This is a genomic window from Enterococcus sp. 12C11_DIV0727 (genome assembly GCF_002148425.2).
GTDB lineage: Bacteria > Bacillota > Bacilli > Lactobacillales > Enterococcaceae > Enterococcus_L > Enterococcus_L lemimoniae.
Genome location: NZ_CP147248.1, coordinates 2,952,285 through 2,969,970, shown reverse-complemented (window position 1 = coordinate 2,969,970; position 17,686 = coordinate 2,952,285). Strand labels below are relative to the sequence as shown.

Here is a 17,686-nt window from a genome sequence, read left to right as displayed (position 1 = left end):
TAACAATTCCATGTGCCTATCTCTAATCTGCTTTATTAGCTAGTTGATTATCGATTGCTTTCAGTTCTTTAGTACTAGGTACAGTTCCTTGCCACCAAGCATCACGATAAGCATACTTTGCACAATTTACAGCTTCAACTTTTACCAACAAATTAAAATTCGCCTTATGATATTCTATCCCTAATTCCTTTTTTAGAGTTACTTGTGTAAATAGTTTTTCAGTACTATTTGCCCCACCTGGTTGTAACGTTTTCAAATAATAATAATACCCATCTTCGCCTAGTTTCCAATGCGTACTATTCATATCTAAAAGAACTTCTGTTCCGACTTTTGAAGGTAGCAGACGAGTGTTTCCGCTATTTTCTATACGAATTTCCGGCTGAATCATAACTCGAACAAACTGATTAATCGTCCCTGTATTTTCTATCGCTACTTTTTTTTCAACCGAGGTATCAGGTAAAATCGTTGTTGGTTCATTAAAAACTTCATTCACTTTAGTTTGTAGATTCCCAATCTGAAAAAGATTTGCTTTCTCTTCTCTCACCATCATCGCAGCGTAAGCAGCTACACTTCCCATAATTAAGGATACGATAAACACAGGTACTATCCAGATGATATGCACAAATTTTTGCTTGTGTTTCATCTTCCTTTCCTCCTAACGAACTTCTTCACGATACATTCCTTCTACATATGACTTAGGCGTAATTTTCCAATCCCCTAATAGCGACTTTGTAATATCATGAGCATCCATGACTGGAATTAATTGATATAAAGAACTTTTGTACGTGTTAGGTATGTTTTTATCTAATGTGACACTCTGAATCAGTTGTTTCGTTTTTTCTTTTGGTTGTAGCACATCTGAATAGTAAAAATAACCATCTGAGTAATACCAATAATTCTTTATTCCCGCTGCTGGTTTATTCTGTTCATCATAAATTTCATGATCATTGAATTGAATCGTTAAATATTTAAGTCCCTCAACTGGTCGTTCACCTTTATAGACATAGGCTGTCTTTGGATTTTTTGTATTCCCTTTATGAACTTCTGATGCAGTATAATATTTATTTGGACCTATCTTATATGTACGACCTTTTTGCCACGAAGACACAGCTTCTATTTTTATATCAGTCCCACTAGAATTAGCCGCAATTTTCGGACTGCCATTTCCTTTTCCATCAGTCATATCAAGTTCAAACTGAGCAAAATATTCATATAAAGAGATCCGAACAATAGCGGGTATTTGTCCATTATTTTCCACTGATAGTTTCTTTGTCGTTTTTTCCCCCGGCACCCATTGTAGATTTGGAGTGAAAACTTCATCGATTGTTGCAGAAAGTTTTTTAGTGTTGGGCTTACTAGAGTTGATTTTCTCATCACTATAAGTAATCCATGCGTAAGTACTTCCTACTACAAGCAGCAGGCTTAAAAATACAGAAAACACTGCTAAAAAAGGCTTAGTTTGATTAATTGTTTTCAATATTTTTTTTCCTCTACTCATTTGTCTCCTCCTTCCTCTAACCAACCTTACCTTGTTCTTCCTTACGTTTTTTCCATAATAAAATTGCAATTAATACTAGCAAAAGTCCGGCCAATGTTTTATAAATCAGATTTTTGATTTCTTCACCTGTCCTTGGAAACATCCCTTTAGGTTTTACCTTAGTTGGTAAAGGTGAACTACTATCTTTGGGATCTATTGGCTTAGGCTGGTTTTTTGTTGCAACGAATGTCCAATGATAAAGTAACTGACTATCTTCTTTATAATCTGCCAATGTCAGGTCTTTATCTACTTCAAATACTGCCGTTAAAATTTGATCTTTTCCATACTCACAAACGCCTAGTATTAACGGCTGAACCGTCCAGTCAAATTCTCCATTTCCCAATAAGGGACCTTGATATATATTTTTTTCATCAAGAGACAGAGTCAATTTGATTTGTTTGTTAAAATCGATTACTCCTTTTGATGAATCTGGCGTAACTACTATTCCTAACTCAAAGGGTTCTTTTACATCCATACTACGAATCGTGATAGTCTTTTCATAACTTTCTCCAGGTAAGACATTTGGTAAATCAACATAATACTCTCCTTCAGAAGAAGCGGATATTCCTGTCTCATCACCAATGACCACCCCTGGAGGAAGGGTTTGACTGGCAACCGCTAATAGCGTTCCACTGGTAAAGGTGATAAAAATACATGAAAAACTATACAAAACCAGAAATAATAGACGTTTTCGCATTGATCGTTGCTGCATCGTTTTTCCCCTTCCTATTCATTACTTCTTAATTCTCACTTCCAGCAATTAGAATTAACTTACTGCTTGCCCATCTAAATAGGTTGTGATTTTTTTAGTTTCTGAACCATCAGCCCCGTTCAAGTTCCAACCAGTGTTATCTGATAAAGCTTCTTTAGTTGCTTGAATAGCTTCCATTTTCACAATCAAATCATAAGTTGCATTTGTATATTCTTTTCCAATTGCATTTGTAAAGATTAATTTTTTCAATAACTGTGGTGTTGTTGCACCTGAGTTAAGTGGACTAGTGAAATAGAAATAGCCATCTTCATTGTTGTAAACCCATTTATCATTTTTCAAATCAGCCGTTGTTCCCATATCTACACCGTACTCAATATTGATTCCACCAACGTTTAAAGCGGCTTTATCCGTTTGAACACCTTTTTTCTCTGAATTAGCTACTGGGATTTGATCAGCAGCTGTTGTTACTGTCACAGCTGGAATAGCTGGAAGACCTAAAGCTGCAATCGTATAATCGTAATCTATATCATATTTTTTACCTGCACTTCCTAATAGGGAAGCTTTAGCATTTGTCGACTCTGGAGATGCACCTTCTAGAGAAGTTGCTGCCCAGTTCGCTACTGCATATTTGTATCCGCCACTATAAACTGAATATTTAGCTTTAGACATAGTAAAGTCCCAATTTTCTACTAGAGATCCTTCCACATTTCCACCAGTTACCTTTACATCTGTCTCCATTGCTTGGTATTTACCTGGGGCATATTCAAAAAATGCTGAATAATTGAACGTCGTAACTTCGGCACTTGTCACGGGATTCTTAGTAACTGATCCTTTGGCATATACTTTTACACCAGCCGGTAAAGCTGCTGCCTTAGCATCTTTAACTTTGCTGGTCACATCTTTATAGTCATTTGTTTGTGTAACATACTTATCTCCGTCATATTCAACAGGAATATCATCTGCTAACGGATTTGGTGTAGCACTAACCGTCCATCCATTATCCCGACTTGTCACAGCACCTTTTTCTGTCAAATGCTTCAAGACTTCTTCATACGATACACGGACAAATACCGGCACATTCCCAGTATTTTTAACAGCTACTTCTTTCGTTGCTTCTGTTCCTGGAATAATGTCTTGAGGTTTCCAAGTCTCTTCCACCGTGACACTGTCATCTTTAATTGCAGCTGCATCCACACGGTTAATCTTTTGATCCTGTGAGTTGATCCAAGCAAATGTCCCCGCTAGAAAAGCCAACAATGCTAATCCAGAAGCCGCTACCAACTTTTTCTTTTTGTTTTTTTTCATTTTTAATAATCCTCCTATAAATATAATGTATATTCTCACTTGCTTTAGATAATTGTTAAAGCAAAGTGTTAATATTGCCTTTCATACCTTGGTCGTTCCCTATGTCTTTTCCTAATTTGTTCTCCCTCTGACGTAAACAGGTAGGATTTCAGCACTAAAAAGAAACCATACAACGAGAGAATACAAACCAGACAGGCCCAAAATTCTTCTCGAGCAAACTCTATAACATTGCCTATCTTTGGCACAGCAAACACGACTTTACCTAATACTCGATCTGCTGTTATTGGTGGATCATTGCTTTTATTCGCATCACCTTTAGTAACAAGGTAATTGCCTTTTTCTCCATTTAATTCCTCTTTCCGCTCGACCATTCTATGAGTCAAATAACGTGTCCCATCTCCAACTGCAAACGTTACAATATCATCTTTTTTGATCTGATCACCATCCATAAGTTTAACAATGACGATATCTCCAGCATAGAATCCGCCTTTTGGCCCCTCTTCTTGTGGAGCCATAGAATTAGTCAAAACTGTATAAAAACGATAACCGAAAATTGATGCTGTTGACTTTGAACTGAATGAAAACATAACTGCCATAATGATGATTCCAATCGTAACACCATAAAAAACTAAATTACTAAAGAAAGAAAATACCAATACACCTGGACTTTTTACACTAGGCTGCGGAGATTGAGGTCCTTTATAATACTCATCGCTTGTTCTCCTTGTAGGAATCGACCGACGTGGTCTTCTTTGATGAGGTGTTTCTGGATATTCAAAACCTCTAGAGTTTTCATAAAAATCATTGCGAGACCTTTGTTCAGTTGGTCGCGGTCGTTTTTTTATAGTACGTTGTTCATATCGTTCATTTTCCAAATATGCTCTAGTAGAATTCGCATATATCTGACGACCTCGTAAACGTTCTGGAGTACTTTGCCTTGCCTTTTCGTCTTTAGAGCGAATATTCTTTCGGACAGGCGTTTTTCTCGGCATACACAATCTCCTTTCATTTCGTTAAATATTAGTCGTTTACTGACAATTTTTTACGTTGATTTTTATCATAAAAAAAAGAACGACAAAATAAATATATATTTTAATTATTAATATTTCCGCCCACATGTAAACTATACCTATTGTTATTTTTTATGTCAATGAATTTTCGCTTTTTTCTATTCAATTATTTTTTACTAAAATAGAAAACAAAGATACTTCGTTAGATACGTTTTTCATAATTTAAAAAAACAAGAATAAACCCTTAAAAATAAAGGGTTTATTCTTAAATAAAACTAATTATATATATAAAAAAATATAACTACTATATGTTAATTCTATTAATAAACATAAATACCATTTTATGAAAATCAACAAAAAAAACATTTTTGTATTGTTATTTAATATGCAAAAAAACAGGAGAAAAAAATACAAAAAAACATAAAATCATTGTTATTTTTAGGTTATTTAAAATATACCTACCTCAATAACTTCAAAAAAATAAGAACGAGGAGTAAAACTGAGAACCAGTTTTACTCCTCGTTCTTAACTTTTTTAGCTATGCATCAAATAAGCTACGTGTCGCCTCTCTAATTTTTTGTGCCACATAGGGATTATTCATCGTATACAGATGGATTCCATCGGTTCCTTGTGTCACTAAATCAACAATTTGATTGATTGCATAAGCAATTCCTGCATCACGGATGGCTTCTGGATTATGCTCATAGCGTTCCATCATTTTCAAAAACTTCGTTGGCAATGTCACATTGGACATTTTTACCATTCGCTCGATTTGCTTTTTATTGACTACAGGCATAATTCCAGCCTGAATAGGTACTTCGATAGCAGCAATATCACACTTTTCTTTGAACGTGTAAAAATAGTTATTATCAAAAAACAGCTGCGTAATCAATTGATTGGTCCCAGCATCAACTTTTCGTTTTAGATTTCTAATATCTGTGACTGAATTTTCTGAGTCTCCATGTGTTTCAGGGTAACAAGCCCCTATAATATTAAAGTCCCCTTGTTCTTGGATAAATGAAACCAAGTCATTTGCATAACAAAAATCTTTTTTGGGTTCTCTATCCGGTAAAAGATCTCCTCTTAAAGCCAAAATGTTTTCTACCTTTTTTTGTTTCAATTCTTCTAAAATAACCACGATCTCATCTTTTGAAAAATTTACAGCTGGTAAATGTGCCACGCTTGGCAAAAATTGCTCATCTTGAATTTTCTGCGCAATATCTGCAGTGCTTAAATTGGCAGCTGTGCCACCAGCTCCTAAAGTAACGCTGATAAAATCAGGCTGTTGTCCTTTCAAACGATCTAACGTATGATAAATCGTATCGATCGGCGCTGTTCGTCTAGGCGGAAAAATCTCATAGGAAAAAACGGTCTTTTCTTTAAACAAGGTATCTGTTCTCATTTACACCCCTCCACGTACCTTTTCTGCTGCAAGGACTAAGTTTCTTAAACTAGCTTCTGTTTCCGGCACACCTCGTGTTTTTAGGCCGCAATCAGGATTGACCCAGACTTTTTCGATAGGTAATTTGTTTAAAATACTATGGATCGTTGTTTCGATTTCTTCTATAGAAGGAACACGAGGTGAATGAATATCATAAACCCCAGGTCCTACTTGTGTTTGAAAATCAATGGTTTTTAAAGCATCTAAAATATTTAGATTTGAACGGGAAGCTTCAAATGAAATAACATCGGCATCCATATTATCGATATCTTGAATAATATCCGCAAACTCGCTATAACACATATGTGTATGAATTTGTGTCGTCGGCTGCACTTTACTATGAACAAGACGGAAAGCCGGTATTGCCCAGTCTAAGTACTCAGAATGCCAATCAGTTTGGCGTAAGGGTAGTTTTTCACGTAAGGCTGCTTCATCTATTTGAATAATCCCGATACCGTTTGCTTCTAAATCCAATACCTCTTCTTGGATCGCTAAGGCTAATTGCAAGGTTGCCTCTCTTAAACTGATATCCTCACGAGGAAATGACCAATTCAAGATCGTTACTGGTCCTGTCAGCATTCCTTTCATTGGTTTATCCGTTAAGGTTTGGGCATATTTCGAGTAGGAAACAGTAATTGGATTTGAACGTGAAACATCTCCCCAAATGATTGGTGGTTTTACACAGCGTGTTCCATATGATTGGACCCAAGCTTTTTCAGTAAACAAATAGCCATCTAGGCTTTCACCAAAATATTCCACCATGTCATTACGCTCAAACTCTCCATGAACTAAGACATCTAAACCGATTTCTTCTTGGAAAGCGACACATTCAGCGATTTTTTTCTTATTGAAATCAGTATATTGTGTTTCAGTAATTTCACCCTTTTTAAATTTTGCCCGATTTTGTTTAACTTCTTTTGTTTGTGGGAAAGAACCAATCGTTGTTGTAGGTAAGATCGGTAGGTTTAATTTATCTTTTTGAACCACTGCACGTTCGTTTAAAGATGGTAAGCGAACAAAATCTTGTTCAGTCAACGCTTGGACTTGTTGTGCTACGTGTTCATTTTTAGAAAACCGCTCTTGTGCGAATAAGACAAGATTAGTATTCAGTAGGTCTTGATTGAGATCCTTATTTGCAATGATTTGCTTTAGATCATTTAATTCAGCTAATTTTTCTACAGCAAAGGCGAAATGATCTGCCACTTTTTTTGTTAGTCCTGTTTCATTGGCTAAGGTAAACGGAACATGTAGTAATGAACAGGACGTATTTAATACGACATCACCAAATGATTTAATTTTTTCAAGCAATGCTAACGTTTCTTTATAGTTGTTCTTCCAAATATTTTTGCCATTAACAATCCCGGCAAATAATAATTTATCTTTAGGAAATCCATATTTTTCAAGTAGGCTTACTGTTTTTCTACCTTCTACAAAATCTAATCCAATACCATCAAAAGATAAATCGATCAATTCTTGATACGCATCTCGAACGTCTCCGAAATAAGTTTGAACCAAGATTTTCAAATCACCTTTTTTAGCCAATAATTTTTGGTATAAACCCTTGAATTGTTGCACTTCTACTGGGGATAGATCTAAAACTAAAGCCGGTTCATCAATTTGAAGCCACTGGCAACCTGAGCCAGCTAAGCGATTGAAAATCTCGGTATATGCGTTAATCGCCGCCTCATAAAAATCAGGTGCCTGTTTTGAACCGTGATACGTCGCTAGTTTTAATAAGGTAAACGGGCCTACAATTGTTGGTCGCGTAATAACCCCAGCATCTTTCCCTTCATTAAAAGTGGTAAATAATGTATCTCCAACCAGTTTTAATTCTGTATCATCATCGATTTCAGGAACCATATAATGATAATTGGTATTAAACCATTTCTTCATTGCCAAGGCCGTCACATCTCCTGACGCTCCTTGATAACCTCTAGCCAAGGCAAAATAAGTTTCTAACGGTGATAATTGTAGCGCTTGGTATTTTTTAGGCACAATATTCAATAAAACCGCTGTATCCAATGTGGTATCAAAAAATGAAAAATCGCCACTTGGAATAAAATCGATTCCCTGATCAACCAACAGCTGCCAATGTTTTTTACGTAACTCTTTTCCTATTGATTCTAATTCTTCTGCTGATAATTCGTTTCTAAAATACTTTTCCGTTGCAAATTTTAATTCTCTCAATTCTCCCACACGTGGGAACCCGATAATCGATGTTTTCATACTTTTCCTCCTTCAAAGGGTATTTCAATTACTTTACCACGAGAAGAGAATATAGAATAACACTTATTTACTATCATTAAATATAGTTTTAAACTATATCAAACGATCAAAAAAGGATAATGATAAGACAAAAGTTGGGTCTCTTTTTGTTAAACAATCTAATCCCAAATAAACGGTGGGAGCAAACGGTCCTCCATGCTTCGAGGATCGGAGTGAAACGAGAATCGTAGATGCAGAAGCAGTCCCTTCAGAAATAAGCCAGCATTCACTAAAATTTGAAGAACAATTTTAGTGAATGCTGGCTTATTTCTGTAAAACACAGCGAGGTACGAGCTGATGTTACACAGTACCTACTTGGTTCTCGGGCCTGAACGCTTCTGTCCCAACCTTATCTTTTTTACTATTTTTCTTGTTTTGCCAAGAATTCTTTCGCCTCTTTATTCACAGCTTTTAAATCTACACCTTGCTTTGTTGCGGCAAACATACAGCCACAGTAGCATTGGCGATAGACATCGTACTCTTTGCATAATTCGATTGAACGCTTATAACCATTATTTTTCTTAAAATCACTTGGTAAATAATTAGTGGCATAAAACTTTTGAATATCAATCCCAATCTCATTGATCAATTGACTATTTTTCTTTGGTGATAACGTTAGCGCACTGCCAAAATAGTCATAGCCTAATTCTTGTGCCTTTTCTGCCACGATATCCAAACGCATTTGAAAGCAGGCTGAGCAACGTTTGCCGCCTTCCGGCTCTTCTGTTAGCTCTTTTTCTTGTACCATTTGAATAAATTTATTGGGCTCATATGGCGCTGCTAAAAATCGAACCTGATTGTTTGTCTGCTGATTAAAATCCTCGACAAATTTTTGCTGAACGATTTCCCGACGCTGATATTCTGCTCTCGGATGAATATTTGAATTCGCAAAAAAAATCGTCACATCCGCATATTGCGTCAGATATTCAAGTGAATAGGTACTGCAGGGCGCACAACAACTATGAAGTAAAATCGTAGGTCGAATCGTTGCTTTTTCCCATTCTGCGATGACTTTTTGTAAAACACGGTCATAATTTATCTTTTGATTTGGAGACATCTTCTCCGTTATTTCTGTTAGATTTATCAATGAATTGCCTCCACATTTTATCAAGTTCGATACTTTATTTTACTGCTTAAATGGTAAATTCGCTAGTCCATTTTTAATAATTTGAACTGATTCTTTTAAGCTATTTTGCTCCTTTTCAGTTAGTGGACATGAGATGAACGATTCTATCCCATTTTTCCCGATCACTACAGGTTGCCCATAATAACTATCCATTTGATCATCATACGCTGAAACGGATACGATTGTTTTGGCGTCATTCAAAATCATTCGGATCAGTCGAGCACCACAGGTTGCAATCCCATAGCTTGTGTAACCTTTTCCAGCAAAAGCATTCCAGCCACCCGCACGAACTGCTTCATCCAATTGGTTTAAATCAAGTTCACTATTCCAAGTCAATAGGGGACGATCTCCAATCGTCACAGTCGACCAAGCTACAAATTGAGAATCTCCATGTTCACCATAAACATAGCCACCCACATTCCGACTGTCGATCGATACATTACGGCTTACAGCTTGTTGCATACGTGCTGTGTCAAGCATTGTACCTGTTCCAAATACTTGATTTGTATCAAAACCTGTTAGCTTTTGCATATAAGCTGCAATCACATCACAGGGATTTGTGATCGTCACAATAATACCATTAAATCCAGATTGTTTGATTTTAGGAGCTGTCTCTTCTGCGATTCTGCTAGTAATCTCAAGCTCTTTGAATCGATCGCCATCCTCTCCTAGTGCACTGATTTGCCCTGCACAAAAAACAATGACCGATGCGTCTCTTAATGCTTGATAATCTTGAATGATAATCTTCGTTTTACCCGTCAAAAAAACTTGTGCATCTAATAAATCATATTCTTCAGAAATCGCTAGCTTTTCATCTTTATCGATCAAAACCAGTTCGTCAACTAAGTTTTCAGTTACTATTGTATAAGCTAATGTTGCACCTACATGTCCTAACCCGATGATCCCTACCTTACGCATTTAAACACTTCCTATCCCATTTTTCTTAATCCTATCGGAATAATACGCTTCCGTCAATCCTATTTTTCCGTTCTATTCAGTGAAAACGAAAAATAAAAAGCCACAAAGAATGATTGATTTTCTTTATGACTTTTTTCTCTATTCAGTTGCTTTTGTTACTTTAAAATAATCAATATGCGCATGTTCATAATCAAGTACCTCAAGCGTAAATCCATCAATCTTGATTTGATCACCTACAGCGATTTGATTATTTTTTTGTTCTACAATAAAACCAGCTAGAGTGGACATTTCAGAGGCTTCAAAGGTTGGGATTTTAATTCTAAAATAGCGTTCAAAATCATCGAGTGTGATTTTTCCGGAGACGATATAAGAATTGTCTGCTTCTTTGGCGATCAAAGCGTTCTCCAGATCTGTTTCATCTCTGATATCTCCGACTAATTCTTCTAAAATATCTTCTATGGTCACCATCCCGGTCGTTCCACCGTATTCATCTTTTAAAATCGCAATATGTTTTCCTTCTTTACGCATCATCGTCAATAGACTTTTAATTGGGATCGTTGTTATCGCCACGATTGGCTCTTCTACTAATTCACTGACTTTTCTTTGATCGTTGATAAATGACTCCTTGATCAAGGCTGGCAATGTCACATACCCTAAGACATTATCTTTAGACTCTTCGATTACTGGATAACGTGTATGTCCTCGCTTTAACGAATGTTGAATGGCTTGAGCTACTGTTTCATCCGCTTCAAAAACTTCCATTGATGTCCGATCGACCTGAATTTCTTTGGCTAGCGTATCATCAAATTCAAATACATTTTCCATGTAATAATATTCTTCTTTTGTTAATTCACCTTTTTTATAGGAGTCATCTGCTACGTACAACAGCTCTTCTTGAGTGAGTGTTTCTTCTCCTTCTGAGACTAGTTTAATCCCAAATAGTTGTCCTAATTTAGCAGCCGAATGATTGAGCAACCAAATAAAGGGATACATCACTTTATAAAAGTAATGCAGTGGCTTCACAACTGCCAAAACAACCTTCTCTGGTTGGGCAATACTGTAACTTTTAGGAAATAATTCTCCCACAACCACCACAATGTAGGTAACAATCACAAAGCCTAAAACAATTGAAATCGTACTGCTGATTGCACTACTAATCGGCAGATCACCTAATAAGGGATGCAGTAATGCCGCAACGGATCCTTCACCTACCCAACCAATGATCAATCCTGTTAAAGTAATCCCCAATTGGCTTGTAGACAAATAGGCATCTAAATGATGCGTCACGTGAATTGCTAATTCTGCATTTTTGACACCGTCTTTTTTTAACTGCTCTAACCGTGACATCCGAATTTTTACTAATGCAAATTCACTAGCCACAAAAAATGCAGTGATCGCAATCATTAACAGTAATATTAAAAAATTTATTGCAAGCATTCTTTACACCTCATTTTTTTCCTGATTCTATTTAGTATTATACTGGTCCTTTACCGATAGTGCGAATAAGAGCTATTGTATCTACAAAAAAGTCTCCAAGCCATTAAATTTGACTCAGAGACTTTTTATTTAGGATAAAGCTTTCCGTTCTCTTAATCTGGTCTTTCGTGTATCGCCAATGATTAATGGAACAGATTCATATTTCACTTCACTATACTCTAAGCCAAACCAATTTTCTGGTGTGGTCGTTCTCTTTTTGATTGCTAATTTCAGCTGCATGATTTGGCGGTCCCATTTTTTCAATTCGGTTACTTTTGATAATTCTTCCCGAATAATAATAAATTGGAAGTCCCCCACTTCACGTCCTGGTGTCAGTGAATATTTTTGCGGTTGTTTAGGTAAACGACCTTCTTTCATTAAATCATACACGATTTGACGAATATAGACATTGACCTCTTGAGCCACATGGAACCCTAGATACAATTGAACTTGCACAATAAAATCAGTCCCCATCATATCGACAGAGTATTCTTTTGTAAATGGTTCATCCGTTACTTCAACATTAACAAACCAATAAACATTCGCTCTTTTCGGTTGTTTATCTAAAATAGAGTAAATAATTTGTCTACCAATTTCATCCCCAATCGTATCAGGAGTCATAAACACCACATTGGTTTGAGATTTTGGCACCGTTGTATCATCTTTTAACAGCCGTAATTGTTCTACATATTGCTTAAGCGGAACTGTATCAGATGTTTTCTCTTTAATAATATTGCCCCATTCCCAAATCGTCATCACAGCTAAAATCAAGAGCGCGATCCCTACCGCAACGTAACCGCCGTGGAAGAATTTTGCAATACTTGAGACAAAGAAAATCGACTCGATACTACCAAAGAATAAGGTAATTAGATAGGCAACCCATTTTGGCGCACCTTTTTGTAGTAGATAAAACATTAACAAAATAGTTGTCATTAGCATGGTTACAGTAATAGAAAGACCATAAGCTGCTTCCATATGTGTAGAGGTTCTAAAGGTAATCACGATCAATGAACACACGATCCACAACATCATATTAACTGCTGGGATATACATTTGACCGATATTGGCACCCGGATAAATAATTTTTAATCTTGGCAATAGTTTTAATTTGATTGCTTCTGACACTAAGGTAAAGGAACCCGAAATCAAAGCTTGGGAAGCGATAACTGCCGCAACTGTTGCAAAAACCACACCAATCAGCATAATACCCTTTGGCATCATTTGGAAAAATGGATTTAAATTTTCAATCGCTAAAACTGACGGATCATTTTTAGCACTTAAAATCCACGCTGCTTGACCTAAATAGTTAAGGATAAGGCACACTTTGATATACGGCCAACTAGCCCGAATATTATGTTTTCCAACATGACCTAAGTCAGAATATAACGCTTCTGCTCCGGTTGTTGCTAAAAAGACATTCCCTAAAACAAAGATTCCCAGTTTATTTTCTGGACTAAGCAGTAGATGGATCGCATAATACGGATTCAACGCACGAAGCACAGTCCAGTCTTGACCAAAATTAATCAGCCCCATCACACCTAAAAAGGTAAACCAAGCGAACATGATTGGCCCAAATGCTTTACCAACCGCATCCGTTCCAAAACGTTGGACAGAAAATAGAATAAGAATAATAACTAAAGTAATCATCACGATGATGTTTTGATCACTTCCAAACCGATCAAAGAAAACGGGAATCCCACGCAATCCTTCGATTGCGGTTGTCACCGTTACCGCTGGTGTTAATACACCATCTGCTAATAGCGCCGCACCACCAATCATAGCCGGAATGATCAGATACTTCCCTTTTTTACGGACAAGTGTGTATAAAGAAAAAATTCCGCCTTCACCATGATTATCCGCATTTAAAGCAATCACAACATATTTGATCGTTGTTAAGATCGTTAATGTCCAAAAAATCAACGATACCGCACCAATAATGAAATTCTCTGAAATATTTTGAAGACCACCATTATCTCCAACGATCGCTTTCATTACATAAAGCGGACTTGTTCCGATATCTCCATAAACGACACCCATGGCCACTAAAAGACCAGCAGCAGTCAATTTCTGATGATGCGAAACTTTTGACTTCTCTACCACAAAATTCTCCTCCAATTTAAAAGCGTAGTGGGCTCGTCCTGCTCTGACTGAAAAATAGGAAAATCTGAAGGTGACGCTTTTTGTCACAGGCAGATTTTATCTTTTTTCCGAAGAGCTAGTCCACAAAGCTAGATAATACAAAAGCTGAAAGAGCTCGTTCAGCCTTGACTGAAAAACAATAAAACTTGTCAGAACTCCTCTTCAACCCAATTCCACTTTTTAAGTAACATAAGAGACCTAAGTGAAACGACACTTGGCCCTTACACTTAGGTCTCGCAATTTCATTCTTAGACCAGTGTTCTCACACTTGCTGTTGATCTAAAAACATAGATAAACTATGCTGCTACTCCCCTAAGATTTTTATCTGGACATCCAAATAAAAATATCGATTATTCGTTATAGTTAATTTAAAAAAATACCAGCTAAAAAACAAAAATAACTGATTTTGATAACAACTATAATACTCCTTCACCAATTTAGCAAGTCTTTTATGTAAATAAATTCAATAGTATTTTCAAAGCATTCTTTCAATCTAGCTCAATCTATGAAAAAGAACGCTTGGAGACTTGATTTCCACTAAGAAATCAGCACTTCAAGCGTTCTTTTTATGCTTATTTTATTCTGTATCTTCTTCTGGTGAATAATGGAATTTGATCATTTCATTAACAAAAATCGGAATGATCGATAAGCCCATTACTAACAACCAATGATTGATACCAATTGGAACTAATCCAAACAGCTCTTGAGTAAATGGTAATAATGCAATGACCGTTGTAATGATCACAGCCAATACAGCCATTTCAAACAATGATTTATTGGTTGATAATTTTACTCTGAAAATTGACTCCGTACTTCTCACATTGAAAACATGTAAAATCGATGAGTAAGCTAAAATCAAGAATGCTACTGTTTGACCAATTTCATGACTTGCTTCGAAAAAGTAAGAGACTGAATCAACGTTAGCCCCTAAATAGAAACCAAATAAGGTAATCACTGTAAAGACAAAGGCATTGATTCCGATTTTTTGCCATAAGCCACGTGCAAAAATCCCTTCATTTCTTGGAATCGGTGCTTCATCCATGATTCCTTTTTCCGCAGGTTCTTTCCCTAAAGCAAACCCTGGCAGACCATCAGCCACAACATTTACAAATAATAATTGGACAGCTGTGAACGGCGCTCCCCAACCAAGCAACATAGCAATCAGCACAATAAATATCTCTGAAATATTACAACTTAGTAAAAAGTTGACCGCTTTACGAATATTCCGATAAACAGCTCGACCTTGAGCAACAGCATCGACGATCGTTGCAAAATTATCATCCGTCAAAATCATATCCGCTGCACCTTGTGCTACATCGGTTCCAGTAATCCCCATAGCACAACCTACATCACTGGCTTTTAAGGCAGGTGCATCATTGACACCATCACCTGTCATCGCTACAACGGCACCCGTCCGTTGCCAAGATTTAACGATACGAATCTTGTCTTCTGGCGTTACCCGAGCGTAAACAGAGAGCGATTTCACACGTGAATCTAGCTCTTCATCCGACATTTGTTGCAACTCTGAACCTGTTAAAGCCTCGCTTTTATCCGTTAAAATCCCTAATTCTTTGGCGATGGCTCCTGCTGTTACAACATGATCTCCTGTAATCATGACTGTTTTGATTCCAGCTTTTTTCGCTCTAGCAATCGCCCCTTTACTTTCCGGTCTTGGCGGATCGATCATACCGATCAAGCCTAATAGCCTTAGATTCTTCTCTAAAGCCTCTGAAGTGATTTCTGTGGGTTCTTCATCATAAATCGCATAACCGACTGCAATCACGCGTAAAGCGCGTTTTCCAAAACGATCATTTACTACAGCCGCTTGTTCAACATCACCAAAACGGAAGCGAGTCAGTAAAACATCGAAAGCTCCCTTTGTGACAGAAATATACTTTTTCCCCATTTTATGAACAGTCGTCATCATTTTTCGATCTGAGTCAAAAGGAATTTCACCGATTCTTGGGTATTTTTCTTCCAATTCAGCCTTAGTATGGTAATTTTCTTCCACAGCACGTACGATTGCAGCTTCGGTCGGATTTCCTTGGATGACTAAATCGTCTCCGTCTTTATCTACAATAACATCCGTACAAAGAGAAGCCATTTTCAAAACTTCCATTGCTTCATCTGTCATCGCATCTTCAGTATCCGTTACTTCATCTCCACGAGACCAAACACGTCTGACCCGCATTTTATTTTGCGTCAACGTTCCTGTTTTATCAGAACAAATCACATTGGCCGTCCCTAGTGTTTCAACAGCTGGTAAACGGCGAATGATCGCGTGTTTTTTCGCCATTTTCTGTACACCATAAGCCAAAGTCAAGGTCACGATCACCATCAACGTTTCCGGTACCGCAGCAACAGCTAAAGATACTGCTGTCATAAACATTTCTAATATTGGTTCGCCTTGGATCTGACCAATGATAAATACTAAAGCCGCAGCAGCTAAAGCAATTAAACTAATCCGTTTCCCTAATTGGTTCAAACGTTTTTGTAACGGCGTTTGTTGGGTTCCATCATCATTCAACAAGCCGGCAATTTTACCCATCTCTGTTTGCATTCCAGTTGCCGTAACAATCGCTCGACCACGACCATTTGCCACTGTACAGCCTTTAAATACCATGTTTATTTGATCGCCGATCGGTGCATCCTGTTTGCCTATGTACTCTGAGTCTTTTTCAATCGGTTCACTTTCGCCAGTCAGTGCTGATTCTTCTACTCTAAGTTGTGCCGTTTGGATCAAGCGAGCATCTGCCGTAATCATAGATCCTGACTCTAGTACTAGTATATCGCCAACAACTACATCTTCTGCATCAATGGTCTCAACTTTGCCATCACGTAAAACCGAACTGCTCTGTTTGTTCATATCTTGCAGGGCGGCCAACGATTTTTCAGCATTTCCTTCTTGAACAATCGCTAATACTGCATTAATGATCACAATGGCGATAATCAGAATTCCTTCAAAATAATCCCCGTGATCTGTAGCAATTGCTGTGTAAAATGAAATAGCTGCTGCAACTAATAAAATGATTGTTGTAAAATCCGATAAACTATGCAGAAACTTCTTTACTATCGACTCTTTCTTCGCTTCATGAAACTTGTTCGCGCCATGTTCAGCAAGCCGCTTCTTGACCTCTTGTTTCGTCAATCCTTGTTCTTTATCTGTATCCACTTCTTTGATAATTGTCTCGATAGGTTGTTTGTATGCTTCCATCCTATCCCCCCATTCTTTAATTTTTCCTTCTATTAATATAGTATCTATATTCACTATACCATGTTTTTTTTTCAAACTTCAATAAATATGGCTAAATTTTCATTTTTTTCCGGTAACTTTTTTGTGATTGCCAATCACCCAGCGTATAAAAATCATTGCTACATTTGAAGCCTTTTAACTTGAAAACGCTTACTAAATATGTTACTATAATTATAGAAGGAAGGAGGAACAATCAGTCGTATTGAAGAATTTCTCGAAGTAGATATGAGTAAACGCAAAATTGTTAGCAGAACACGATTCACCTTTCATCAAGATATATGTGTAGAGTATAAAAATCATAAAAACATCTTTAAAAAATAGTGAATATGTGTAAAAAGTTGGACCATCAATCCAAATAAAGCAAAAAAACACGTATAAAGATTGTTTGATTGAAAAAAATTTAAGAAAAGAAATGTATGAAATGTAATGAAAACAAGATTTGGTTTATGAACAAGAAATTCAACTAATTAATTTACATGTATAACGAAAAGTAAAAAATGATCA

The 17,686-nt window shown here is 36.8% G+C and carries 12 protein-coding genes; all 12 read right to left on the bottom strand.

Annotation, left to right across the window (positions count from 1 at the left end):
* Positions 1-22: 22 nt before the first annotated feature.
* The 12 genes from A5866_RS14120 to A5866_RS14065 all read right to left on the bottom strand — a co-directional run bounded on the left by A5866_RS14120 (position 23) and on the right by A5866_RS14065 (position 17,143).
* Complete coding sequence (locus tag A5866_RS14120; protein WP_086445059.1) at positions 23-643, bottom strand: hypothetical protein; 621 nt, start codon at positions 641-643, stop codon at positions 23-25.
* A gap of 12 nt (positions 644-655) precedes the next feature.
* Entirely contained in the window at positions 656-1,498 is an 843-nt protein-coding gene (locus tag A5866_RS14115) for a BsaA family SipW-dependent biofilm matrix protein (protein WP_086445060.1), read from the bottom strand.
* Between the two features lie 16 nt (positions 1,499-1,514).
* Positions 1,515-2,249: an LPXTG cell wall anchor domain-containing protein gene (locus A5866_RS14110; RefSeq protein ID WP_086445061.1), complete on the bottom strand. Its 735-nt coding sequence runs from the start codon at positions 2,247-2,249 to the stop codon at positions 1,515-1,517.
* Positions 2,250-2,303: 54 nt separating this feature from the next.
* On the bottom strand, positions 2,304-3,554 hold the full coding sequence (locus A5866_RS14105) for a hypothetical protein (protein ID WP_086445062.1): 1,251 nt from the start codon (positions 3,552-3,554) through the stop codon (positions 2,304-2,306).
* Between the two features lie 68 nt (positions 3,555-3,622).
* A complete protein-coding gene (locus tag A5866_RS14100) occupies positions 3,623-4,546 on the bottom strand; it encodes a signal peptidase I (RefSeq protein ID WP_086445063.1) in 924 nt (307 codons plus the stop codon).
* A 556-nt stretch (positions 4,547-5,102) separates the two neighbouring features.
* Positions 5,103-5,966 (bottom strand): methylenetetrahydrofolate reductase [NAD(P)H], encoded by an 864-nt coding sequence (gene metF / locus A5866_RS14095; protein WP_086445064.1) that lies wholly within the window; start codon positions 5,964-5,966, stop codon positions 5,103-5,105.
* The gene (metE, locus tag A5866_RS14090; RefSeq protein ID WP_086445065.1) at positions 5,967-8,231 is read right to left on the bottom strand and encodes a 5-methyltetrahydropteroyltriglutamate--homocysteine S-methyltransferase; all 2,265 of its coding nucleotides are present in this window, start codon (positions 8,229-8,231) and stop codon (positions 5,967-5,969) included.
* A 400-nt stretch (positions 8,232-8,631) separates the two neighbouring features.
* Positions 8,632-9,357 (bottom strand): epoxyqueuosine reductase QueH, encoded by a 726-nt coding sequence (locus A5866_RS14085; RefSeq protein WP_176271346.1) that lies wholly within the window; start codon positions 9,355-9,357, stop codon positions 8,632-8,634.
* Positions 9,358-9,396: 39 nt separating this feature from the next.
* Positions 9,397-10,314 carry an L-lactate dehydrogenase gene (locus tag A5866_RS14080; RefSeq protein ID WP_086445066.1) on the bottom strand — a complete coding sequence of 306 codons (918 nt, stop codon included), beginning with the start codon at positions 10,312-10,314 and terminating at the stop codon, positions 9,397-9,399.
* Between the two features lie 138 nt (positions 10,315-10,452).
* Positions 10,453-11,751, bottom strand: a complete 1,299-nt coding sequence (locus A5866_RS14075; protein ID WP_086445067.1) for a hemolysin family protein — start codon at positions 11,749-11,751, stop codon at positions 10,453-10,455.
* A gap of 129 nt (positions 11,752-11,880) precedes the next feature.
* Positions 11,881-13,827 (bottom strand): KUP/HAK/KT family potassium transporter, encoded by a 1,947-nt coding sequence (locus A5866_RS14070; RefSeq protein WP_254907643.1) that lies wholly within the window; start codon positions 13,825-13,827, stop codon positions 11,881-11,883.
* A gap of 679 nt (positions 13,828-14,506) precedes the next feature.
* Positions 14,507-17,143, bottom strand: coding sequence for a calcium-translocating P-type ATPase, PMCA-type (locus A5866_RS14065; protein ID WP_086445069.1), 2,637 nt, complete (start codon positions 17,141-17,143; stop codon positions 14,507-14,509).
* Between the last annotated feature and the right edge of the window lie 543 nt (positions 17,144-17,686).